This window comes from Kitasatospora sp. NPDC032121, assembly GCF_055580145.1.
In genome coordinates, this window is sequence record NZ_JBVILX010000005.1 from 147,000 (window position 1) to 170,512 (window position 23,513).

The 23,513-nt window shown below is 73.0% G+C and carries 16 protein-coding genes; 7 read left to right on the forward strand and 9 right to left on the reverse strand.

From position 1 onward, the window contains the following. Positions 1–4 precede the first annotated feature (4 nt). The 4 genes from ACZ5OX_RS16790 (at position 5) to ACZ5OX_RS16805 (ending at position 3,647) form a co-directional block, all read left to right on the forward strand. Positions 5–520 (forward strand): DinB family protein, encoded by a 516-nt coding sequence (locus ACZ5OX_RS16790; protein ID WP_465630509.1) that lies wholly within the window; start codon positions 5–7, stop codon positions 518–520. A gap of 282 nt (positions 521–802) precedes the next feature. Then, a complete protein-coding gene (locus ACZ5OX_RS16795) occupies positions 803–1,195 on the forward strand; it encodes a cell division protein SepF (protein WP_449792495.1) in 393 nt (130 codons plus the stop codon). 174 nt (positions 1,196–1,369) lie between these two features. After that, the gene (locus tag ACZ5OX_RS16800; RefSeq protein ID WP_465630511.1) at positions 1,370–2,002 is read left to right on the forward strand and encodes a TetR/AcrR family transcriptional regulator; all 633 of its coding nucleotides are present in this window, start codon (positions 1,370–1,372) and stop codon (positions 2,000–2,002) included. A gap of 73 nt (positions 2,003–2,075) precedes the next feature. Beyond that, a complete protein-coding gene (locus tag ACZ5OX_RS16805; protein ID WP_465630513.1) occupies positions 2,076–3,647 on the forward strand; it encodes an MFS transporter in 1,572 nt (523 codons plus the stop codon). A gap of 152 nt (positions 3,648–3,799) precedes the next feature. Here the strand turns inward: ACZ5OX_RS16805 and ACZ5OX_RS16810 are convergent, their stop codons facing one another. The 7 genes from ACZ5OX_RS16810 to ACZ5OX_RS16840 form a co-directional block, all read right to left on the reverse strand. After that, on the reverse strand, positions 3,800–6,280 hold the full coding sequence (locus ACZ5OX_RS16810) for a SpoIIE family protein phosphatase (RefSeq protein ID WP_465630515.1): 2,481 nt from the start codon (positions 6,278–6,280) through the stop codon (positions 3,800–3,802). A 145-nt stretch (positions 6,281–6,425) separates the two neighbouring features. Continuing rightward, positions 6,426–7,046, reverse strand: a complete 621-nt coding sequence (locus ACZ5OX_RS16815; protein WP_392871252.1) for a TetR/AcrR family transcriptional regulator — start codon at positions 7,044–7,046, stop codon at positions 6,426–6,428. 113 nt (positions 7,047–7,159) lie between these two features. Continuing rightward, a complete protein-coding gene (locus ACZ5OX_RS16820; RefSeq protein ID WP_465630517.1) occupies positions 7,160–8,758 on the reverse strand; it encodes a 4-coumarate--CoA ligase family protein in 1,599 nt (532 codons plus the stop codon). Positions 8,759–9,036: 278 nt separating this feature from the next. After that, positions 9,037–10,209 carry an acyl-CoA dehydrogenase family protein gene (locus ACZ5OX_RS16825; protein ID WP_449792490.1) on the reverse strand — a complete coding sequence of 391 codons (1,173 nt, stop codon included), beginning with the start codon at positions 10,207–10,209 and terminating at the stop codon, positions 9,037–9,039. Between the two features lie 13 nt (positions 10,210–10,222). Next, on the reverse strand, positions 10,223–12,241 hold the full coding sequence (locus ACZ5OX_RS16830; protein WP_465630519.1) for an acetyl/propionyl/methylcrotonyl-CoA carboxylase subunit alpha: 2,019 nt from the start codon (positions 12,239–12,241) through the stop codon (positions 10,223–10,225). A gap of 15 nt (positions 12,242–12,256) precedes the next feature. Further along, positions 12,257–13,855, reverse strand: a complete 1,599-nt coding sequence (locus ACZ5OX_RS16835; protein ID WP_465630521.1) for an acyl-CoA carboxylase subunit beta — start codon at positions 13,853–13,855, stop codon at positions 12,257–12,259. Beyond that, positions 13,852–15,579, reverse strand: coding sequence for an acyclic terpene utilization AtuA family protein (locus ACZ5OX_RS16840; protein ID WP_465630523.1), 1,728 nt, complete (start codon positions 15,577–15,579; stop codon positions 13,852–13,854). The genes ACZ5OX_RS16835 and ACZ5OX_RS16840 overlap by 4 nt, the downstream gene beginning before the upstream one ends. 338 nt (positions 15,580–15,917) lie before the next feature. On the opposite strand from ACZ5OX_RS16840, the gene ACZ5OX_RS16845 reads away from it, so the two are divergent. The 3 genes from ACZ5OX_RS16845 (at position 15,918) to ACZ5OX_RS16855 (ending at position 20,246) form a co-directional block, all read left to right on the forward strand. Next, positions 15,918–17,150 (forward strand): C40 family peptidase, encoded by a 1,233-nt coding sequence (locus ACZ5OX_RS16845; protein WP_465630525.1) that lies wholly within the window; start codon positions 15,918–15,920, stop codon positions 17,148–17,150. Positions 17,151–17,388: 238 nt separating this feature from the next. Next, positions 17,389–17,802: a VOC family protein gene (locus ACZ5OX_RS16850; RefSeq protein ID WP_465630527.1), complete on the forward strand. Its 414-nt coding sequence runs from the start codon at positions 17,389–17,391 to the stop codon at positions 17,800–17,802. A 68-nt stretch (positions 17,803–17,870) separates the two neighbouring features. After that, a complete protein-coding gene (locus ACZ5OX_RS16855) occupies positions 17,871–20,246 on the forward strand; it encodes an ATP-binding cassette domain-containing protein (RefSeq protein ID WP_465630529.1) in 2,376 nt (791 codons plus the stop codon). Between the two features lie 212 nt (positions 20,247–20,458). Here ACZ5OX_RS16855 and ACZ5OX_RS16860 read toward each other — a convergent pair whose 3' ends face one another. Next, positions 20,459–22,327: an endonuclease/exonuclease/phosphatase family protein gene (locus ACZ5OX_RS16860; RefSeq protein WP_465630531.1), complete on the reverse strand. Its 1,869-nt coding sequence runs from the start codon at positions 22,325–22,327 to the stop codon at positions 20,459–20,461. A gap of 225 nt (positions 22,328–22,552) precedes the next feature. Beyond that, positions 22,553–23,506, reverse strand: coding sequence for a Gfo/Idh/MocA family protein (locus ACZ5OX_RS16865; protein ID WP_465630533.1), 954 nt, complete (start codon positions 23,504–23,506; stop codon positions 22,553–22,555). Positions 23,507–23,513 lie beyond the last annotated feature (7 nt).

Here is a 23,513-nt window from a genome sequence, read left to right on the forward strand (position 1 = left end):
ACGCATGATCGAACCGGACCCGCGGGTGGACCCGCCGACGACGGCCGACGAGGCCGCCACCCTGACCGCCTTCCTCGACTACCACCGCGACACCCTCGCGCTGAAGTGCGAGGGCCTGACCGACGACCAGCTGCGGCTGCGCTCCGTCCCGCCGTCCAACCTCTCGCTGCTGGGCCTGGTCCGGCACATGGCCGAGGTGGAGCAGTACTGGTTCCAGTCCGTCCTGCTCGGCCGGGAGACCACCAACGGCCACTACTGGACGAAGGAGAACGAGGACGGCGACTTCGACGACGTCGACACCGCCGACGTCGCGGCCGACTTGGCCACCTGGCGCGCCGAGGTCGAGGCCGCCCGCGGCGCCGCCGCCGGCCTGCCGCTGGACACCGTCGGCAAGAAGCCGCGCCGGGGCGAGCCGGTGACGCTGCGCTGGATCCTCACCCACATGATCGAGGAGTACGCGCGACACAACGGCCACGCGGATCTTCTGCGCGAATTGATCGACGGTGCGACCGGCGAGTGACGCCGCGGGTGAAATCGTTTCCGCATTGTTGACAGAAGGTCAATTACGCCGTGACGGCGACCGATAAGGTCAACGCGCGCAACCGTACGGCGCTGCGCCGCGTCAGTGGGAGTGCCCGGGTTCGCCCGGGTTTCCGGCGCGGCACGACTCGTACGGGGGTTGCGAGCGGGCACGGGACCGGTGAACAGTGCGATACTCGGACAGTTCCGACGAGTGGATGACGTGTCAAGAACGGCACGCGCCCCCGGGGGACCAGGACGGGACGAGGCAGGGAGGCGCGGCATGGGAGCACTTCGCGACGAGCACCACAACGGGTGGCTGATGCCCTCGGGGAACTACCCGGCCGCGGTGTACGACGACGAGTGGATCGATCAGGAGACGGCTCCGGCCGTCCCCGCGCCCGCGAAGATCGTCTCCCTGCGGCCGACGGGCTTCGAGGCGGCCCGGACGGTCGGTGAGCACATCCGGGCGAGCACCCCGGTGGTCATGGACCTCACCGAGATGGAGGAGGCCGAGGCCAAGCGCATGGTCGACTTCGCCTCCGGGCTGATCTTCGGCACCAGGGGCGGCATCGAGCGGATCGCCAAGCGGGTGTTCCTGCTCACCCCGGCCGACGTCGAGGTCATGGTGATCGACCGCCCGATGGACGACACCGGCTTCTACAACCAGAGCTGAGCCGCCGCAGCTGGGCCGGCAGAGCAGAGCCGCGACCGCGACACCCCGGAACCGGGGACGGTACACCCACCGTCCCCGGTTTTTTGCTGCCCGGACACCGATCCCCCACGCCTCAGCTGAGAGCCGGACATCAATAGTGAGACATCCATGTCTCACATGAACTAGACTCGACTCATGGCCACCGATCGCGACACCGTCCTGGAAGCCGCCGTCGGCGTGCTCTCCCGCCGCCCGACCGCCCACCTGGACGAGATCGCGCGCGCCGCCGGCATCAGCCGCGCCACGCTGCACCGGCTCTTCCCGGGGCGCGACGCGCTGATCCGCGAGATCGGCCTGCTCGGACTGCGCCGGTTCGCCACCGCGCTGGACACCGCCGAGGTCGAGCAGGGTGACGCCGAGGCCGCGCTGCGCCGCCTGGTGGACGCCTCCGTCCCGGACGCCGCGCTCTGCGCCTTCCTGGCCGGAGAGAACCAGCTCTACGAGCACGACGACATCAACGACCTCTGGGAGGTCCAGATCGCCCGGCTGCACGCGCTCTTCCTGCGCGGCCAGCAGCACGGCGTGTTCCGCATCGAGCTGAGCGCCGCCTGGCTGAGCGAGGCCTTCTTCGACCTGGTGGCCGGCGTCGGCTGGGCCATCCAGGACGGCCGGCTCGCCCCGCGCGACGCCGCCTTCTCGCTCGCCGAGCTGTTCCTCGGCGGCGCGCTGCGCAGACCGGACGCCCGCACCCCCGCTCCCGTCGCCGACAGCGCCCCCACCCCCACCCCCAGCACCGCCGACCACAGGCCGGACACCGATAAACCATGAGTGACCGAAGCGAGCGAATCATCACGAGGCGCGCATCGTGCGAAGCGCCTGCCGAGCGAAGCGGGGTGGCAGCATGAGCACCCTGACCGCCCGCCAGCGCTGGACCGGCCTCGCCGTCCTCGTCCTGGCCGTGACCGTGGTCGCCCTGGACGCGACCGTCCTCTCCCTCGCCATCCCGTCGATCAGCGAGACGCTGCGCCCCAGCGGCACCCAGCTGCTCTGGATCGGCGACTCCTACTCCTTCGTCCTGGCCGGCCTGCTGGTCAGCATGGGCGCCCTGAGCGACCGGATCGGCCGCAAGAAGCTGCTGCTGGCCGGGTCCGCCGCGTTCGGCGCCGCCTCACTGCTGGCCGCGTACGCGCCGAGCGCCGGTTGGCTGATCCTGGCCCGCGCGCTGCTCGGCGTGGCCGGGGCGACGATCATGCCCTCCACCCTCTCGCTGATCCGCGGGCTCTTCCCGGACGACCGGGAGCGGGCCACCGCGATCGGCATCTGGGGTGCGGCGGCCACCGCCGGCGCCGCCCTCGGGCCGGTGGTCGGCGGGGTGCTGCTGGAGCACTTCTGGTGGGGCTCGGTGTTCCTGATGAACATCCCGGTGCTGACCCTGCTGCTGGTCTCCGGCGCCTGGCTGCTGCCGGAGTCCAAGGACCCGAAGCCGGGCCGCTGGGACGTGCTGAGCGTGTTCCTGTCGATGGCCGGTGTGATCGGCGTGGTGTACGCGGTCAAGGAGGCCGCCGCACACGGCGTGGACCGCTGGGACGTGCCGGTCGCCTTCGTGTTGGGCGCCGCCGCGCTGTTCGCCTTCGTCCGCCGCCAGCTGCGGCTGGAGACCCCGCTGCTCGACGTCCGGCTGTTCCGCGACCGGCGGTTCACCGCGGCCGTCTCGGCCTCGCTGATCTCCCTGGTCGGACTCTCCGGCGTGATTTTCGTGGTCTCGCAGTACCTCCAGCTGGTCCGCGGCTACCAGCCGCTCCAGGCGGGCCTGGCCGAGCTGCCGGCCTTCGCCGGATCGGTGGCCGGCGGACTGCTGACCGCCGCGATCGCCCGGCGCTTCGGCGCCCGCAAGGCGCTGACGGCCTGTCTGCTGGCGATGGGTCTGGGCGTGGGCGCGCTCGGCTGGCTGTCGCAGGACACCGCCTACCTGCTGCTGGCCGCCTCCTTCCTGCTGGTCGGGACGGCCGAGGGCGTGGTCTACACGCTCGGCGCCGGCCTGGTGCTGAGCGCCGCGCCCGCCGACAAGGCCGGCGCCGCCTCGGCGGTCTCGGAGACGGCGTACGAGCTGGGCACCGCGCTCGGCATCGCGGTGGTGGGCTCGGTGGTCGGCTCGATGTACGCGAGCGGTCTGGCCGTCCCGGCCGGGACGGACCCGGCGGCCGCCGCCCGGGCCGGCGAGTCGCTGGGCTCGGCCGTCGAGACGGCCCGGGGCCTGTCGCCGGAGCTCGCCCAGCCGCTGCTGGCGAGCGCCCGGGAGTCCTTCGTCCACGGCATGAACAGCGCCGGACTGCTGGCCGCCGCGCTGCTGGTCGGTGCGGCCGTGATGGCCTGGCGGATGCTGCGCGGGCTCTCCGAGCGGAGGCCCGGGGCGCAGAGCGGCGCGGAGGGCACGGTCGACGCACCGGCCGTCCGGTCGAAGGTCGACGCGTAGGGACCCGCAAGGGCGCCCGAGAACGGAAGCGCAGGGGCCCGCAAGGGCGCCCGAGAACGGAAGCGCAGGGGCCCGCAAGGGCGCCCGAGAACGGATGAGAACGGCCGTTTCCCCCTGGGGAACGGCCGTTCTCGTCCGCGGAACGGTCGTTCCTACGAGGTCCCGAAGGGCAGCTCCAGCTCCGCCCAGACCACCTTGCCGTCCCGGGTGAGCCGGGTGCCCCAGCGCTGGGCCAGCTCACTGACCAGGAACATCCCGCGCCCGCCCTCGTCCTGCTCGGCGAACGGGCGCAGCTGCGGGGTCTGGCCGCCGGCGTCGGAGACCTCCACGGTGAGCACCCGGTCGCGGAACAGTCTCAGCCGGCGCGGGGCGTCCGCGTGCAGCAGGGCGTTCGTGACCAGCTCGCTGACCAGCAGTTCGGCGTAGTCGGTGAGCGCGGACAGGCCCCAGGCCTCGAGGGTGGCGCGGGTGAAGCGGCGGGCTCTGCCGGGCAGCCGGCCGCCGCCGGACAGCGGCAGGCTGGCGATCCGGTCGGCGGGCAGCGGCAGCACCCGGGCCATGATCATCGCGATGTCGTCCTCGGTGCCGTCGGTGACCAGCGCGGCGAGGACGGCGTCGCAGCTCTCCTCCAGGGTCCGGCCGGGGCCGGCCAGGGTGCGGGCGAGCTGGTCGATCCCGGCGTCCAGGTCCTGGCCGCGCCGCTCGACCAGGCCGTCGGTGTAGAGCGTGACCATGCCGCCCTCGGGGATGGTGAACTCGATCGACTCGAAGGCCACCCCGCCGACGCCCAGCGGCACCCCGGGCGGCACGTCCACCCGGGTGGCGGTGCCGTCGGGGGCGACCCGGACCGGCGGCAGGTGTCCGGCCGAGGCGACCTGGACGGTGCGCTCCAGCGGGTCGTACACCGCGCAGATGCAGGTGGCGAACTGGCCCTCGCCGATTCCCGAGGCGGTCTCGTCCAGTCGGGTGAGGACCTGCTCGGGCGGCATGTCGAGGGTGGCGAGGGTCCGGGCGACGGTGCGCAGCTGGCCCATCGTGGCGGCGGCCCGGATGCCGTGGCCCATCACGTCGCCGACCACCAGGGCGACCCGCCCGCAGGACAGCGGCACCACGTCGAACCAGTCGCCGCCGACCTCGCTGACCACGCTGCTGGGCAGGTAGCGGTAGGCGATCTCCAGGCCGAGGGTGCGGTGGACCTCCTGCGGCAACAGGCTGCGCTGGAGGGTCAGGGCGGTCTCCCGCTCGCGGCGGTAGAGCCGGGCGTTGTCGAGCGCCAGCGCGGTGCGGGCGACCAGTTCCTCGGCGAGGGCGACGTCGGCGGCGGTGAACGGCTGGGGGTTGCGCATCCGGATGAACTCGGAGCCACCGAGCACCATGCCCCGGGCGGTGATCGGCACCATCATGTACGAGTGGATGCCGGCCGCCATGCCGGGGGCCACCCGGTCCTCACTGGCCACCAGTCCGCGCAGCGCCTCCTCGTCCACCTGGGCGCGCAGCAGCGGCTTCCCGCTGCGCAGGCACTGGACGTAGCTGCGGTCGGGGGCGTACTCGGAGGTCTCGCCTATCACGTCCACGGCGTGGGCCAGGCCGGTCTCGTAGGACTCCCCGACGGCGACGGCGCGCAGCGTGATGTTGCGGTCGGAGGGGATCGCGGTGGGCTCGGCGCCGCGCAGCACCGGCTCCAGCAGGTCGACGGTGGCGAAGTCGGCGAACCGGGGGACGACGGCCTCGATCAGCTCCTCGGCGGTGCGCTGGAGGTCGAGGGTGGTGCCGATCCGGGCGGTCGCCTCGGCGATGGTGGAGAGCCGTTCCTGGGCGCGGGCGGCGCGGGCCTCGGCCTGGAAGCGCTCCGTGACGTCGATGATCGAGGAGCAGACGCCGAAGATCCGGCCGGTGGAGTCCTGCAGCCGGAAGTAGGAGGCGGACCAGGCGCGGTCCCGCTTGGGGTCACCGGGGACCCTGCCGTGCGAGCGGGCGTCCACCACGGGCTTGCCGGTATTGAGCACCTGGCGCATGATCTGCTCGATCTCGGCGCTGTTGATGCCGGGCAGCACGACGGGTATCCGGCGGCCGAGGTGGGCGGCGACCGGTACCCCGTTCATCCGGGCGAGTGCCTCGTTGATCCGGACGTAGCGCAGCTCGGTGTCGTAGACGGCCATGCCGATCGGCGAGCGGTCGAAGATGCCGTCGAGCACCGCGAGGTCGGCCTCGACGGCGTGCAGGGCGCGGGTGTCGGAGGCGGTGGCGAGCAGCAGCAGGGTGCCGACCGGGCCGGCGATCGGGTAGGTGCGGAACTCCAGGTCGACCTTGTGGCCGTCGCGGTGGCGGACCGGGAAGACACCGGACCAGCCGGTGCCGCTCATGATCCGCTGGAAGAGGTCGAGCACCTCGGTGCGGTCGGACTCGTCGGTGAGCAGCTGGGCGGCGTAGCTGCCGACGGCCTCCTCGGCGGTGTAGCCCAGGAGGGCCTCGGCGTCCTCGTTCCAGTGCAGGATCAGTCCGTCGTCCTGGAGCAGCGCCGTCGCGAACGGGACGAGCCGGTGGCCTTCAAGGTGCGCGCCCTCGGGGCGGCCCGGGGTACCGCCCGGTGCCGGGTCGGCGGCGTCGGTAGCGTCCCACTCGTGTCCGTGCATGATCAGGCAGCACCCCGGTTCGGCTCGTGCCCGGCCGGTTGGGCCACGCGGTCCGTGCCGGCCGGGTTCTTCTCCAGACTGCACGGACATCGGCCGCCCGGCGACCCCTTGGTCAGGGCCTCCGGCCGCTCCGGGTGTACGGGCGTCATGGGCGTACCGGCCGCAGCGTACTCTCCAGAACGCCCGCCCACTGCCGGATCACTCCGGAACGTCGGTGGCTGTCGTCGGTGAGCAGGTTGGCGAGGCCCAGTCCGCGGGCGAGGTCCAGCGTGGCCTGCACCGATTCGCGGACGCCGGGGCGGCTCTCGTCGGCGTCCAGGAACTCCACGGCGGCCCGATGGGCCTCGCGGCCGACGTGTCCCTCCAGGGCGATGATCCGCTCACGCAGCGACTCCTCGGTGGCGGCGGCGGTCCACAGGTGCAGGGCGGCGCGGAACTGCGGGCCGGTGTAGAGGCGCACGATCATGTCGACGACGGCGCGGGTGCGGTCCGGTCCGGCGGCCGGCAGCTCGTCCGCGTGGGCGCGGACGGCGGCCAGCCGCTCGGCGGTGACGTGCTCGACGGCCGCGGTGACGAGGTCCTCGCGGGTCGGGAAGTGGTGCTGGGCCGCGCCCCGGGAGACGCCGGCCCGCTCGGCGACGACGGCGACGGTGGAGCCGTGCCAGCCGAGCTCGGCCAGGCAGTCCACGGCCGCCGCCAGCAGCCGGGCCCTGGTCGCTCGGCTGCGGTCCTGCTGCGGGGTGCGGGCGGCGGGGTGGCTGGTCATGGCGGCGGGCGGTTCCTGTTCCGGTCGGGGCGCGGCGGCTCCCGGTCGGGGCGCGGCAGGAAGATCCTCACAGACGGGTGCGGGTCCGCGGCCGCCGGGGCGCCTGGGGCCGGTCAGCGGACGGCGGTGCGGGCGGCCTCGCGGGCGCGCAGTTCGCGCCGGAGGATCTTGCCGGCCGCGGACTTGGGGACGATGTCCACGAACTCCACGACGCGGACCTTCTTGTACGGGGCGACCTGCCCGGCGACGTACCCGGTGACCTCGTCCTCGGTGAGGGTGCTGCCGGGGGCGCGGACCACGAAGGCCTTGGGGCACTCGGTGCCCTCGGCGTCCCGGACGCCGATCACGGCGGCGTCGGTGATCTGCGGGTGCCCGAGCAGGACGGCCTCCAGCTCGGCGGGGGCGACCTGGTAGCCCTTGTACTTGATCAGCTCCTTGACCCGGTCGACGATGTGCAGGTAGCCGCGTCCGTCCACGAAGCCGACGTCGCCGGTGTGCAGCCAGCCCTCGGCGTCGACCACGGCGGCGGTCTCGGAGGGGCGGCCGAGGTAGCCCTTCATCACCTGCGGGCCGCGGATCAGCAGCTCGCCGCGCTCGTCGGGTCCGAGGTCGCCGTCGGAGCCGTCCAGGGCGGCGATCCGCAGCTCGGTGGAGGGGAGCATCCGGCCGACGGAGCCGGGCGAGGGGTCGCCCTCGCGCGGGGAGACGACGTGGCTGACCGGGGAGAGTTCGGTCATGCCGTAGCCCTGGAGCAGGTGCGGCAGGCCCAGGCGCCGGGCGCAGGCGTCGGCGAGTTCGCGGTCGAGCGGGGCGGCGGCGCACAGCAGGTACTCGACCGAGGAGAGGTCGTACTGGTCGACGATCGGGTGCCGGGCGAGCGCGATGGCGATCGGCGGGGCCACCACCAGGGCCTGGACCCGCTGCTCCTGGACGGTGCGGCAGAACTGCTCCAGCTCGAAGCGGGGCAGCACGACGACGGTGGCGCCGCAGCGCAGCGGCTGGTTGAGCAGCGCGGCCTGGCCGTAGATGTGGAAGAACGGCAGGACGGCGAGCACCCGTTCGCCCTCGGCGGGGCGGTAGAGGGCGTCGCACTGGGCGAGGTTGGTGGCGATCGAGCGGTGGGTGAGCATGACGCCCTTGGGCAGGCCGGTGGTGCCGCTGGAGTACGGCAGCACGGCGATGTCCTCGCCCGGGTCGACGGCGACCTCGGGGACGGGGGCGGTGGTGGTCAGCAGGTCGGTGAGCGAGCGGTGGCCCTCGGCGCCGTCCAGGACGAAGATCTCGGCCAGCGGGCGGCCCTGTTCGGCGAGGAGTTCGGCGGCCGCACGGGCGGTCGGCAGGAAGGCGGAGACGGTGACCAGCCAGCGGGCGCCGCTGTCGCTCAGCTGGCCGGCCAGGTCGGTGGGCGTGGCGAAGGAGGAGACCGTGGTGATGGTGGCGCCGGCCCTGCTCGCGCCGTAGTAGGCGATCGGGTAGGCGGTCGAGTTGGGGCTGAAGAGGGCGACGACGTCACCGCGGCGGACGCCTGTGTCGGCCAGCCCGGCGGCCATCCGCTCGACGGTGACGGCGAGTTGGGCGTACGTGACGATGTCGCCGGTGATGCCGTCGATCAGGGCCGGGCGGTCGCCGTACCTCGCCGCGGCGCCGAGCACCGCTTCGTGGATCGGCAGGTCGACCACCGGAACGTCGGGGAACTCGCTGCGGAACACCAAGATGAGCCTCCAGTAAGGAAGTTGACGTAGCAACAAAACCGGCGAACAGTTCCGTGCGGGGCGCGTTCAGGAGCATACGGACAGTCGGGGGCCTGGCTCGGCCATTGTGGGGAACCCGTGCGGGACCTCGTGTGGCGCGGGTTGCTCCCGGGGGGCGCCCGACGCGGCGGTGCGCACCGTACCCGTGCGCCCCCGGGCCTCCCCCCGACCGCGGACCGTCGCACCGGCCACCGGGACCGGTGCGAGGGTGTCCGCACGTCCGTTCGCGACGTCGAGGCTCAGTACGACTTGGGCAGCCCGAGGGTGTGCTGGGCCACGTAGTTGAGCACCATCTCCCGGCTGACCGGGGCGACCCGGCCGACCCTGGTGGCGGCCAGCAGCGCGCCCAGCCCGTACTCCTGGGTCAGGCCGTTGCCACCGAGGGTCTGCACGGCCTGGTCGACGGTCCGGGCGGCGGCCTCGCCGGCGGCGTACTTGGCCATGTTGGCGGCCTCCCCGGCGGCGAGGTCCTCGCCGGCGTCGTAGAGCAGCCCGGCCTTCTGGGTCATCAGCCGGGCCAGCTCGATCTCCACCGCGCACTGGGCCAGCGGGTGGGCCAGACCCTGGTGGGCGCCGATCGGGGTGGACCAGACGGTGCGGGTCTTCGCGTACTCGACCGCCTTGCCGAGGGCCTGGCGGGCGAGGCCGAGCGAGAACGCGGCGGTGAGGACGCGCTCGGGATTGAGGCCGGCGAACAGCTGGAGCAGGCCCGCGTTCTCGTCGCCGACCAGGGCGTCGGCGGGCAGTCGCACATCGTCCAGGAAGACCTGGAACTGCTTCTCCGGGGCGACGAGCTCCATCGGGATCGCCCGGTACTCGAAGCCGGGGGTCTCGCGCGGGACGACGAACAGGCAGGGCTTCAGCTTGCCCGTCCGCGCGTCCTCGGTACGGGCCACGAACAGCACCGCGTCGCAGTGGTCGATGCCGGAGACGAAAACCTTGCGGCCGGTCAGCACCCAGTCCTCGCCGTCCCGGCGGGCGACGGTGGAGATCCGGTGCGCGTTGGAGCCGGCGTCGGGTTCGGTGATGCCGAAGGCCATCCGGCGACTGCCGTCGGACAGGCCGGGCAGCCAGCGGCGCTTCTGCTCCTCGGTGCCGTAGCGGGCGATCACGGTGCCGCAGATCGCCGGGGAGACGATGAGCAGCAGCAGCGGGCAGCCCGCGGTGCCGAGCTCCTCCAGGACGATGGCGAGGTCGGTGATGCCGCCGCCCCCGCCGCCGTACTCGGCGGGCAGGTTGACGCCGAGGTAGCCGGCCTTGCCGGCCTCCGCCCACAGTTCGTCGGCGGGCTCGCCGGCCCGGGCCTTGGCGAGGTAGTAGGCGGAGCCGTAGCGGCGGCCGAGGTCGCCGACGGCCCGGCGCAGGGCCTGGCGTTCGGGGGTCTCCAGGAGCTGACTGCCGATGGTGGACATGCGGGGTCCTTCCTCAGGCTTCGGTGGGCTGGACGACGGCCAGCAGGGTGCCGGTTTCGACCTGGCGGCCGGGGGCGGCGCGCAATTCGACGAGGGTGCCGTCGGTCGGGGCGGCGATGCGGTGCTCCATCTTCATCGCCTCCAGCACCAGCAGCGGCTGGCCGGCGGTGACGGTGTCCCCGACGGCGGCGACGACCCGGGCGACGGTACCGGGCATCGGGGCGAGCAGGGCACCGGGATCGGTGCGGACGGTGGGGTCGGGGAAGCTCGGCAGGGCGGTGAGCGCGGCGGAGCCGGCCGGGGTGTCGACGTACACCCGGTCGCCGTACCGGGTGACGCGGTAGGCGCGGCGGAGCCCGTCCTCGGACAGCACGACCCGGTCCGGCGCGGCCTCGACCAGCTCGACGCCCGGGTGGTCCTCGGCCAGCAGGCCGGCCCGGGTGAGCCGGTAGCGGACGGCCGACTCGGTGCCGTCCTCGGCCCGGTAGCGCTTGAGCTGCGGCTGGGAGGGCAGGTTGCGCCAGCCGGAGGGCAGGGCGCCGCGGCGGCCGGCCGCGTCGGCGAGGGCGGCGGCCAGGGCGACGCGGTCGGCGCCCTTGGTGTCCGGGGCGGTGAGCTCGGCGGTGTGCTCGGTCAGGAAGCCGGTGTGCAGGTCCGCGGCCAGGAACGCCGGGTGGCGCAGGGCGCGGACCAGCAGTTCCCGGTTGGTGGCCGGGCCGTGGAGGCGGGCGCGGGCGAGCGCGTCGGCGAGTCGGCGGGCGGCGGCGGCGCGGGTGGGCGCCCAGGCGATCACCTTGGCGAGCATCGCGTCGTAGTGCGGGGTGATCTCGTTGCCGGCGGCCACGCCGGAGTCCAGCCGCAGTCCGGTGCCTGCTCCGGATCCGGCTCCGGATCCGGCTTCTGCTCCGGCACCGGCACCGGCACCGGCACCGACACCGGTACTGGCACTGGCACCGGTACTGGTACTGGTGAACTCCTGGTACGGGAGCGTCAGTTCGAGCCGGTGCAGGGTGCCGGTGGCGGGCTGCCAGTCCCTGGCCGGGTCCTCGGCGTAGAGCCGGGCCTCGATCGCGTGCCCGCGGGAGGCCGGGGGCTCGGGCGGCAGCGCGGCGCCCTCGGCGACGGCGAGCTGCAGCGCCACCAGGTCCAGTCCGGTGACGGCCTCGGTGACCGGGTGTTCTACCTGGAGCCGGGTGTTCATCTCCAGGAAGAAGAACCGGCCGTCCTCGGCGAGCAGGAACTCGGCGGTGCCGGCGCCGGTGTAGTCGATCGCCCGGGCCGCGCTGCGGGCCGCCGCGTGCAGTTCGGCGCGGACCTCGGCCGGCAGGCCGGGGGCCGGGGCCTCCTCGATCACCTTCTGGTGGCGCCGCTGGAGCGAGCAGTCACGGTCGCCGACCGCCCAGACGGTGCCGTGGGCGTCGGCCAGCAACTGGACCTCGACGTGGCGTCCGGCGGGCAGGTAGCGCTCGCAGAACACCTCGTCCGAGCCGAAGGCCCTGGCCGCCTCGGCCCTGGCGGCCGCCAGCGCGCCGGGGAGTTCGGCCAGGCTCCGCACCACGCGCATGCCGCGCCCGCCGCCGCCCGCCGCGGCCTTGACCAGCAGCGGCAGGTCGGCCTCGGCGGGCTCGGTGAGCGCGCCCAGCACCGGCACCCCGGCCTCGGCCATCAGCCGCTTGGCGGCGGTCTTGGAGCCCATCGCGGCGATCGCGGCCGGCGGCGGGCCGACCCAGACCAGACCGGCGTCGAGCACCGCCCGGGCGAACTCGGCGCTCTCGGAGAGGAATCCGTACCCGGGGTGGACGGCGTCGGCCCCGGCGGCGAGCGCGGCCCCGACGATCAGGTCGGCGCGCAGGTAGGTGTCGGCGGGCGCGGCGCCGGGCAGCCGGACGGCGGCGTCGGCCTCCCGCACGTGCGGGGCCCCGGCGTCCGGATCGGAGTGGACGGCGGTGGTCGCGATGCCGAGCTCCCGGCAGGTGCGGAAGACCCGGCGGGCGATCTCACCCCGGTTGGCGACCAGCAGGTTGGTGATCATTGTCTCGGTGGTCCTTTACAGGCGGAAGACGCCGTAGCCGTGCGCGCCCTCGACCGGCGCGTTGTGGATCGCGGACAGGCACAGGCCGAGCACCGTACGGGTGTCGCGCGGGTCGATCACGCCGTCGTCGTAGAGCCGGCCGGAGAGGAACACCGGCAGCGACTCGGCCTCGATCTGCTGCTCGACCATCGCCCGGATCGCCGCGTCCGCGTCCTCGTCGTACGGCTGCCCCTTCGCCGCGGCGGACTGCCGGGCGACGATCGACAGCACTCCGGCGAGCTGCTGCGGGCCCATCACCGCGGACTTGGCGCTCGGCCAGGCGAACAGGAAGCGCGGCTCGAAGGCGCGGCCGCACATGCCGTAGTGGCCGGCCCCGTAGGAGGCGCCCATCAGCACGGACAGGTGCGGGACCTTGGAGTTGGCGACGGCGTTGATCATCATCGCGCCGTGCTTGATGATGCCGCCCTGCTCGTAGTCCTTGCCGACCATGTAGCCGGTGGTGTTGTGCAGGAACAGCAGCGGGGTGTTCCGCTGGTTGGCCAACTGGATGAACTGGGCGGCCTTCTGGGACTCCTGGCTGAACAGCACGCCCTGGGCGTTGGCCAGGACGCCGACCGGGTAGCCGTGGAGACGGGCCCAGCCGGTGGCGAGGCTGCCGCCGTAGAGCGGCTTGAACTCGTCGAAGTCGGAGCCGTCGACGATCCGGGCGATCACCTCGCGCGGGTCGAAGGGCACCTTGAGGTCGCCCGGGACGATGCCGAGCAGCTCCTCCTCGGCGTACTTCGGCGGCTCGGCGGACGGATCCGGGGCGGGGCCGGGCTTGCGGTGGTCCAACCGGGCGACGATCCGGCGGGCGATCCGCAGGGCGTCCGCCTCGTCCACCGCGAAGTGGTCGGCCAGGCCGGAGACCCGGGCGTGCATCTCGGCGCCGCCGAGCGACTCGTCGTCGGCCTCCTCGCCGGTGGCCATCTTCACCAGCGGCGGGCCGCCGAGGAACACCTTGGCGCGCTCCTTGACCAGCACGGTGTGGTCGGACATGCCGGGCACGTAGGCGCCGCCGGCCGTCGAGTTGCCGAACACCACGGCCACGGTGGGGATCCCGGCGGCGGACAGCCGGGTGAGGTCGCGGAAGAGGGCGCCGCCGGGGATGAAGATCTCCTTCTGGCTGGGCAGGTCGGCGCCGCCGGACTCGACCAGGTTGACCAGCGGGAGGCGGTTGTTCAGCGCGATCTCGTTGGCCCGCAGGGCCTTGCGCAGGGTCCACGGGTTGCTGGCGCCGCCGCGCACCGTCGGATCGTTGGCCGTGACCACGCACTCGACGCCCTCGATCACGCCGATGCCGGTGACCAGCGCCGCGCCCACCGGGTGGTCACTCCCCCAGGCGGCCAGCGGGGACAGCTCCAGGAAGGGCGAGTCCGGGTCGAGCAGCAGCTCGATCCGCTCACGGGCCAGCAGCTTGCCGCGCTTGCGGTGACGTTCCACGTACTTGGGGCCGCCGCCGGCCAGCGCCTTGGCGTGCTCGGCGTCGAGCTCGGCGAGCCGGCCGAGCATCGTGGCGCGGTGCTCGGCGTACTCGGGCCCGGCCGGGTCGACGCGGGTGGTCAGGACGGTCACAGCGGGGCCTCCGGGCTGTCCAGGAGCGTGGTCGGGATGTCGAGGTGACGGGCGCGCAGCCACTCCCCCAGGGCCTTGGCCTGCGGATCGAAGCGGTGCCGGGCGGCGACGCCCTCGCCGAGCAGTCCCGTGAGGGTGAAGTTGACCGCGCGCAGGTTCGGCAGCACGTGCCGGGTGACGGTCGACTCCGCCGTCTCGGGGAGGAGTTCGCGCAGCTTCTCGACGGTGAGGACGTGCGCCAGCCAGCGCCAGCCGTCCGCGGAACGGGCCCAGACGCCGAGGTTGGCGTCCCCGCCCTTGTCGCCGCTGCGGGCGCCGGCCACCAGGCCGAGCGGGGCCCGCCGGGTCGGGCCGGCCGGCAGCGGCTCGGGCAGCTCGCCCTCCACCGGGCGGGCCTGCCCGGTGACGGTCGGCGGCGGTACGACGATCCGGCGGCCGTCCGGCAGGACGGCGGTGTGCTCGACGGCCTTGGCGTCGACGTACGCGGCGCTGAACACCCCGTACGGCGCACCCGGCCCCGGCGGGGCGGTGAGGTGGAAGCCCGGATAGCCGGACAGCCCCAACTCCACGGCCGCCTTGCCGAGTTCACGCCCCACCTTGGCCGGGTCCGGGTCCCGGGCGGCCAACCGGAGCAGCGCGGAGGCGGCCTCCTCGGTCGGGGCGTCCGGGTGGTCGGTGCGGGCCAGCGTCCAGCGCAGTTCGGCGGGGCGGGAACCGGCCGGCAGGGCGTCGTCGAACTGCCGCCGGACGAGCGCGGCCTTGGCCTCGATGTCCAGGCCGGTGAGGACGAACACCACCTCGTTGAGGTGGCCTCCGAGCCGGTTGAGGCCCACCTTCAGGGTCGGCGGCGGGGCCTCGCCGCGCACGCCGTCGATCCGGACCCGGTCCGGGCCCTGCCCGGTGAGCCGCACGGTGTCCAGCCGGGCCGTGACGTCGGGGCCGAGGTAGTGCGATCCGCCGGTCTCGTACAGGAGTTGGGCGGTGACGGTGCCGATGGTGACGGCGCCGCCGGTGCCCGGATGCTTTGTGATCACGCTGGAGCCGTCGGCGTGCAGCTCGGCGAGCGGGAAGCCGGGGCGGGTGACGTCGTGCTCGTGGAAGAAGGCGTAGTTGCCGCCGGTCGCCTGGGCGCCGCACTCCAGGACGTGCCCGGCCACCACGGCGCCCGCCAGGGCGTCCAGGTCCTGCGGGGTCCAGCCGAAGTGGGCGATCCCGGGGCCGACGACCAGCGCCGCGTCCGTCACCCGGCCGGTCACCACCACGTCGGCGCCGCCGGCCAGACAGGCCGCGACGCCGAACCCTCCGAGGTAGGCGTTGGCGGCCAACAGGACGTCTGGCAGGCCCAGTTCGGCGCGGCGCGGAAGCAGGTCGTCGCCCTCGACATGGGCGACGGCCGCCTCGACGCCGAGCCGCCGGGCCAGCGCGCGCAACTCCTCGGCGAGCCGGGCCGGATTGAGGCCGCCCGCGTTGACCACGATCCTCACGCCGCGATCCCGGGCCAGGCCGAGGCACTCCTCCATCTGGCGCAGGAAGGTCCTGGCGTAGCCGAGCGACGGGTCCTTCAAGCGGTCCCGGGCGAGGATGAGCATGGTCAGCTCGGCCAGGTAGTCCCCGGTGAGCACGTCCAGCGGCCCGCCGGTGAGCATCTCCCGCACCGCCGCGAAGCGGTCCCCGTAGAACCCGGAGGCGTTGCCGATCCGCAGTACCGTGCCGTCGCGCGCCAATGCGCCTCCCCTGCCGCTGAGTTGGGCGCACCCTCGGGCGGGCGGCGCCGACCAGCAGCGTGGCACCGCCCCGAGAAAAAAGCAATCATGCTTGCTTGTTTTTCCGACATCAGTTCGCCCCGCTCGACGGGCGCACCGACGGCGAACCGGCGGACAGCCGGACTCCGGACCGGCGGCCCCTGACCGGGCGGGAGGCCCGACAGCCCTCCCGGCAACTTGCCGCACAGTTGCCGCCGGCGGGGCCCGCGAGCCGTAAACCGGCAGGTCGGACGACCACAGGAGGTGTGTGGGCCACAACCATTGACCCGGAGTCAGCGATTCCGGAAGGATGCGCCACCATGACTACGCGCGTAAACCTTCTGTCAAGACGGCTGACCGCCCCGCTCCGGCTGGCGGCCCTGCTGTCGCTGCTGGTGTCGGTCGGGGTGTTCTTCGCCGGCGCCGGCGAGGCCCAGGCGGCGCCCTCCTGCGCGGTGCTCTCCACCGGCGCGGCCTCGCAGGCCGACGCCGCCGTCCGCTCCGCCTGCGGCCTGATAGGCACCCCGTACTCGTGGGGTGGCGGCCACGGCTCCCAGCCCGGCCCGACGTACGGCCTCTGCGACTCGGCCAACGGCGCGCCCAACGACTGCAACGTGCGCGGCCTGGACTGCTCCGGCATGGTCCGCTACGCGTACTACTTGGCCGTCGGCACGGACGTCATCAACGGCACCACGCGGACCCAGTGGCCGACCTCGCGGGCCGTCGCCCGCTACTACAAGTCGGACGGGACCGCACCGCTGCTCCCCGGCGACCTGGTGTACTTCGGCAACACCGCCTCCACCATCCACCACGTCGCGATGTACCTCGGACAGGGCTGGATCGTCGAGGCCCCGTACTCCGGCGGCTACGTCCGCGTGGTGGCGCTCTCCTCGCACAGCGACTACTACGGCGCCATCCGCCTGTACGGCCCCGGCAACTCCACCCCGACCACCCCGCCCACCACGCCGCCCCCGTCGAACAGCGGCCAGTACTGGGTGGACACCAACGCCAACGCGCCGGTGTACGGCTCCCCGACCTCCACCACCAGCACGGGCACCCTGTACCAGGGCACCAACTACGTCTACTGCAAGGCCTGGGGCCGTGAGGTCTCCAACGGCAGCGCCTACAACCACTGGTGGATGAAGACCGACCCGGACGTGGGCCCCGGCGGCCAGTGGGTGTCCGCGTACTACCTCTCCCGGTGGGGCAACGACGTCGCCAAGGACAACAACGGCACCACCATCCCCACCTGCGCCGGTGGCGGCGCCCCGCCCGCCACCGGGAAGTACTGGGTGGACACCTTCACCAGCGCGAGCGTCTATGCCTCGCCGACCTCCACCAACGCCACCGGGACGCTGAACCAGGGGACGAACTACGTCTACTGCAAGGCCTGGGGCCGCGAGGTCTCCAACGGCAGCAGCTACAACCACTGGTGGCTGAAGACGGACTCGGACGGCGGCCCGGCCGGCCAGTGGGTCTCCGCGTTCTACCTGTCGCGCTGGGGCAACGACACGGCCAAGGACAACAACGGCACGACCATCCCCGACTGCTAGCAGCGGGCCGACCGTGCCGGCCGCGGCCACCGACGAGGTGGTGCGGCCGGCACGGTCGCGTTTCCCGGGACGCCCGCGCGCGACCGGTCAGGGCCCGCGCGCGCGACCGATCAGGGCCCGCCCCGCCGATCAGGACCCGCCGCGACCGGCCAGGACCCGCCCCGACCGGCCAGGACCCGCCGCGACCGATCAGGATTCGAGAAGCGCCCGACCGGGGTGCGCGCCTAGCGTTGCCGTCATGAGCGACATCACCATTCACTGGACCTTCCTCCCGCACACCGACCCCGAGGCCTCCCTCGCCTTCTACCGCGACCTGCTCGGCTTCGAGGTGCGCAGCGACATCGGCGGCGGCCCGATGCGCTGGATCACCGTCGGCCCCGCCGGCCAGCCCGACGTCTCCCTGGTGCTGGAGCCGGCGTCCGCCGACCCGGGCCGCACCGAGGAGGAGCGGCGGACCGTCACCGAGATGATGGCCAAGGGCACCTTCGCCCGGATCGTCCTGGGCACCCACGACCTGGACGGCGTCTACGACCGGCTGAAGTCCGGCGGCGCCGAGCTGGTCCAGGAGCCGACCCGGCAGCCGTACGGCGTCCGCGACTGCGCGTTCCGCGACCCGGCGGGCAACATGGTCCGCCTCAACGAGCTGGGCTGACCCCCGCCGGTACCCGTACCCTTCAGGACACCCCACGGACCACCGAGAGCCAGGGAGCGAAGACAACGATGCCCAACCGGACGGACGCGCGGCCGCACGTCGCCGACAGCCACGACCTGATCCGCGTGCACGGCGCACGCGAGAACAACCTCAAGGACGTCAGCGTCGACATCCCCAAGCGCCGGCTGACGGTGTTCACCGGGGTGTCCGGCTCGGGCAAGAGCTCCCTGGTCTTCGACACCGTCGCCGCCGAGTCCCAGCGGCTGATCAACGAGACCTACAGCGCGTTCGTCCAGGGCTTCATGCCCACCCTGGCCCGGCCCGAGGTGGACGTCCTCGAAGGCCTGACCACCGCGATCATCGTCGACCAGCAGCGGATGGCCGCCGACCCGCGCTCCACCGTCGGCACCGCCACCGACGCCAACGCGATGCTGCGCATCCTGTTCAGCCGCCTCGGCACCCCGCACATCGGCTCCCCCAAGGCCTTCTCCTTCAACGTCCCCTCGATCAGCGGCGCCGGCGCCGTCACCGTCGAACGTGCGGGCAAGACGGTCAAGGAGCGGCGCAGCTTCAGCATCACCGGCGGCATGTGCCCGCGCTGCGAGGGCCGCGGCACCGTCTCGGACATCGACCTCACCCAGCTGTACGACGACGGCAAGTCGATCTCCGAGGGCGCGTTCACCATCCCCGGCTGGAAGACGGACAGCTGGTGGACGGTCGGCGTCTACGCCAACTCGGGCTTCCTCGACCCGGACAAGCCCATCCGCGAGTTCACCGAGCAGGAGCTGCAGGACTTCCTGTACCGGGAGCCGACCAAGGTCAAGGTCAACGGCGTCAACCTCACCTACGAGGGCCTGATCCCCAAGATCCAGAAATCCATGCTGTCCAAGGACAAGGACGCGCTGCAGCCGCACATCCGGGCCTTCGTGGAGCGGGCCGTGACCTTCACCGCCTGCCCCGACTGCGAGGGCACCCGGCTCAGCGCGGCGGCCCGCTCCTCGAAGATCGCGGGCATCAGCATCGCCGACGCCTGCGCGATGCAGATCAGCGACCTCGCCGCCTGGGTCCGCAACCTCCGGGAGCCCTCGGTGGCGCCGCTGCTCGGCACGCTCCGGCAGACCCTCGACTCCTTCGTGGAGATCGGCCTCGGCTACCTCTCCCTCGACCGTCCCTCCGGCACCCTGTCCGGCGGCGAGGCGCAGCGGGTCAAGATGATCCGCCACCTCGGCTCCTCGCTCACCGACACCACGTACGTCTTCGACGAGCCCACCACCGGCCTGCACCCGCACGACATCGACCGGATGAACCGGCTGCTGCTGCGCCTGCGGGACAAGGGCAACACGGTGCTGGTGGTGGAGCACAAGCCGCAGACCATCGCGATCGCCGACCACGTGGTCGACCTCGGCCCGGGGGCCGGTGCGGCCGGCGGCACGGTCTGCTACGAGGGCGACGTGGCGGGGCTGCGCACCAGCGGCACGGCGACCGGCCGCCACCTGGCCGACCGTACGGCGCTGCGGGAGACCGTGCGCGAGCCCACCGGCACGCTGGAGATCCGCGGCGCGAACACCCACAACCTGCGGGACGTGGACGTGGACGTCCCGCTCGGGGTGCTCACGGTGGTGACCGGGGTGGCGGGGTCGGGCAAGAGCTCGCTGATCCACGGCTCGATCCGGGCGGAGGAGGGTGTGGTCTCCGTCGACCAGGGCGCGATCAAGGGTTCCCGGCGCAGCAACCCGGCCACGTACACCGGGCTGCTGGAGCCGATCCGCAAGGCCTTCGCCAAGGCCAACGGCGTGAAGCCGGCCCTGTTCAGCGCCAACTCCGAGGGCGCCTGCCCGACCTGCAACGGCGCCGGGGTGGTCTACACCGACCTGGCGATGATGGCCGGGGTGGCCACCACCTGCGAGGACTGCGAGGGCAAGCGGTACCAGCCCGCGGTGCTGGAGTACCACCTGGGCGGGCGGGACATCGCCGAGGTGCTGGCGATGTCGGTGACGGAGGCGGAGGAGTTCTTCGGCTCGGGCGAGACGAAGCTCCCGGCCGCGCACCGCGTCCTGGAGCGGCTCGCCGATGTCGGGCTCGGCTACCTGAGCCTCGGCCAGCCGCTCACCACGCTCTCCGGCGGCGAGCGGCAGCGGCTCAGGCTGGCCACCCACATGGCGGACAAGGGCGGTGTCTACGTCCTCGACGAACCGACCACCGGGCTGCACCTGGCCGACGTCGAGCAGCTGCTCGGGCTGCTGGACCGGCTGGTCGAGTCCGGCAAGTCGGTCATCGTGATCGAGCACCACCCGGCGGTGATGGCGCACGCCGACTGGATCATCGACCTCGGCCCGGGTGCCGGCCACGACGGCGGGCTGGTGGTCTTCGAGGGCACTCCGGCCGAGCTGGTCGCGGCCCGCTCCACGCTGACCGGCGAGGCGCTGGCCGACTACCTGGGCTGAGTCGTCCTGCCTCGGCCGGGCCGTCCCACTCCGGCTGAGCCGTCCGGCCCGGGCCGGGCCGCCGCGGCCGGGTCGAGCGGAGGGCCGTCTCCAGGATCCGCGCCGAGGCCTCCAGGGCGTACCGCCTCCGCCGCCGGTGATCACCGGCGGCGGAGGCGGGATGGCCGCGAGAGGAACCGCGGGAGGAACCGCGAGAGGAACCCCGGGTGGAACTACGGCTTGATGCGGACGACCTGCGGATCGTGGTCGCTGGCCTGCTGGGCGAACTCGGCGTTGATGTGCACCACGTCGTACTTGGCGTAGCCGACCTCGGGGCTGACCAGGATGTGGTCCAGCACCTGCGAGTTGCCCTGGTAGACGTACGAGTACTGCTCGGTCTCCGGCAGCTCGTTCACCAGGTCGCGCAGCACGCCGCCCTTGGTGAGCGCGGCGAGCGCGGGCGAGAACTGGTAGTCGTTGAAGTCACCGAGGGAGACGACCTTGGCCTCCTTGTCGGCGGCCAGCAGTTGGGCGACGAAGGCCTGCTCGACGGTGGCCTGCTTGATCCGCTGCACCTCGGAGCTGCGGGTCGGCTGCTGGAAGCGGCTGTCGATGCCCTGGTCGCCGCCCTTGCTGTTGAAGTGGTTGGCGATGACGAAGACCTTCTTGCCGCGGAAGGAGAACTGGCCGACCAGCGGCTTGCGGCTGTTGGTCCAGGCCTCGTCGTTCGGCTCGATCCGGCCGGGCGAGGCGGTCAGCGCGGTGCTCGCGCCGGTGCCGGTCACGCCGACGGCGGTGGTGGCGGTGCCGCCGGGGATGTCCGTGAAGGACACCCGCTGCGGGTTGAACAGGAAGACCTGGCGGATGTTGCCGCCGGGCTCGCCGCCGTCCTTGCCGTCCTGCGGGTCGACCGAGCGCCAGTCGTAGGCCGGGCCGCCGGCCGCCTTGATGGCGGCGACGAACTTGGCGACGGTCTGGCTCGCGTCCACCGTGCCGTCGTTCTTGGCGCCGTTGTTGTCCTGGATCTCCTCCAGGGCGACGATGTCGGGCGAGCGCAGGTTGGTGACGACGCCCCGGGCCAGCTCGGCGAACTTGGCGTCCGGGTTGCCCGGGGCCAGGTTCTCCACGTTGTAGGTGGCGAGGGTGAGTTCGCGGTCGGTCGCCTGAGCGGTGACCTCGCGCTGGAGGTGGTTGTCCTTCAGCGTGCCCATGGTGCCGGCGACCAGGGTGTAGCCGCCGAAGTTGTTGTAGTCCAGCGGGCCGGTGGTGGCACCGGTCAGCTCGTCGCCGACGTTGGCGACCGGGAAGGGCTGCTGGGAGACGGCGGCCTGCTGCTGGATCATCAGGCGGCCGACGTTGGGCTCGCGGTAGGACTCGTACAGCACGCCGCCGCGCTTGCTGCGCTGGTCCTGCTTGTCGGCGGCGACCCACAGCTCGTTGTACTTGTCGGTCGCCTGGATCACCCGGACGTCCCTGACCTCGACGAGCATGCCCTCCAGGGACTCGTAGAAGTCCAGGGTGTACTTCTCCGGGTCGAGCTTCACGCCGTCGATGGAGCCGTCCGCACCGGCCGGCGGGGCGTAGGTGCCGGGGATGTTGCGGGTGTCCACGACGACCGGGGCGGGCAGCGGGTTGCCGGCCGACAGGACGGTGGTGCCCGGGGCGGAGATCTCGGTGAGGGACTGCGAGCCGCCGCCGAAGTTCGGGTAGTACTCGGTGACCTTGCCGCTCACCAGCACCGAGTCGCCGACCTTCACGGTCGGGTTGGCGCCGGTGAAGACGAAGACGCCCTCGCTGGTGGCCGGGTCGGCGTCCGGGTTCGGGTCCTGGATCCAGAAGCCCTTGGAGCTGCCGTACGCGCGCACGCCGGTGACGATGCCGGGCACGCCGGTGACCGGCTTGCCGGCCTGCGGGGATATCCGGGTGTTGCCCTGGATGTCGTGGATCCGCAGCGGGCCGACCTCGGTCGGGGCGGGGGTCGCGGTGGAGGCGGCGGTGGCCACCGGCAGCGGGACGAGCACCAGCGAGGCGGCCAGCGACGCCGGGATCAGGGCGGCGCGCAGCAGGGCTCTGCGGGGACGGGGGGCGGGGGCGGTGGTCACCGGGGCAGGACTCCTAGCTCCGTCGTGCGGCGCTGGTGCGGCACGACGGTCCGGGCGGAGGCGCGCTTGGAGCGCGCGCTACTCGCGTGGGGAAGAAGCGGAGGACGGACTCCCGCCCCCCGCGGCGCCCCTCAAGATACGCGCGTAGAAAATGCCCCGACAAGACCCTGCCGGTGAACTGTCGGTTCCGCCGGGATGACTTGACGCCAGGTCAACCCGGGCTTCTCACAGGCCGCTCCCAGCGGACTCCCAGGAAGCCTCGATCCGCTCGACGACCAGCTCGCACAGCTCGTGGGTGCGCAGCGCGTCGTGGGCGTCCAGGGTCTGCCCGCCGCGGACGGCCGCCAGGAAGGCCAGCACGCACTGCTCGATGCCGCGCTGGCGGGCCACCGGCACCCAGTCGCCGCGGCGGCGGACGGTCGGCTGGCCGCGGTGGTCGATCACCTCGGCCAGGTTGCGCACCTCGCGCTTGGAGTCGCCGCCGGAGACCTCCAGCACCTCCTCGGTGGAGCCGGAGACCCGGTTCATGATGCCCAGCGCGGTGAACCCCGCCCCGCCGAGGGTGAGCACCACGTGCTCGACCAGCCCGTCCCGGGTGCGGGCCCGGACGTCCACGTGCTCGATCTCGCCGGGGGCCAGGAAGCGCAGCAGGTCCACGACGTGGATGAAGTCGTCGTACACCAGGGTGCGGGCGGCCTCGGCCAGGCCCTCGCGGTTCTTCTGGAGGACGATCAGGTCGCGCGGGCGCTCCCTGGCCTGGACGTAGCCGGGCGCGTGGCGGCGGTTGAAGCCGACCATCAGCGAGCGGCCGGTGCGGTCGGCGAGGTCGACCAGCCGACGGGCGCCGTCCAGGGTGTAGTCGAGCGGCTTGTCGACGTAGACGTCCACCCCGGCGGTGAGCAGCTGCTCGACGATCGGGACGTGCTGGTCGGTGGCGGCGTGCACGAAGGCGGCGCGGATGCCGCCGTCGATCAGCGCGCCGAGGTCGGTGAAGCGGTGCTCGGGGGCGATCCGGTGGGCCTCGCCGAGCCGGTCCAGCTTGGCCGCGTCCCGGGTCATCAGCCGCAGGTCGAGGCCGGGCAGCGCGGTGAGCACCGGCAGGTAGGCCTTCTGCGCGATGTCGCCGAGGCCGATCACCCCGACCGGGAGCCGGGTCTCGGGTGCGGCGGTCGAACTCATGAGGGCT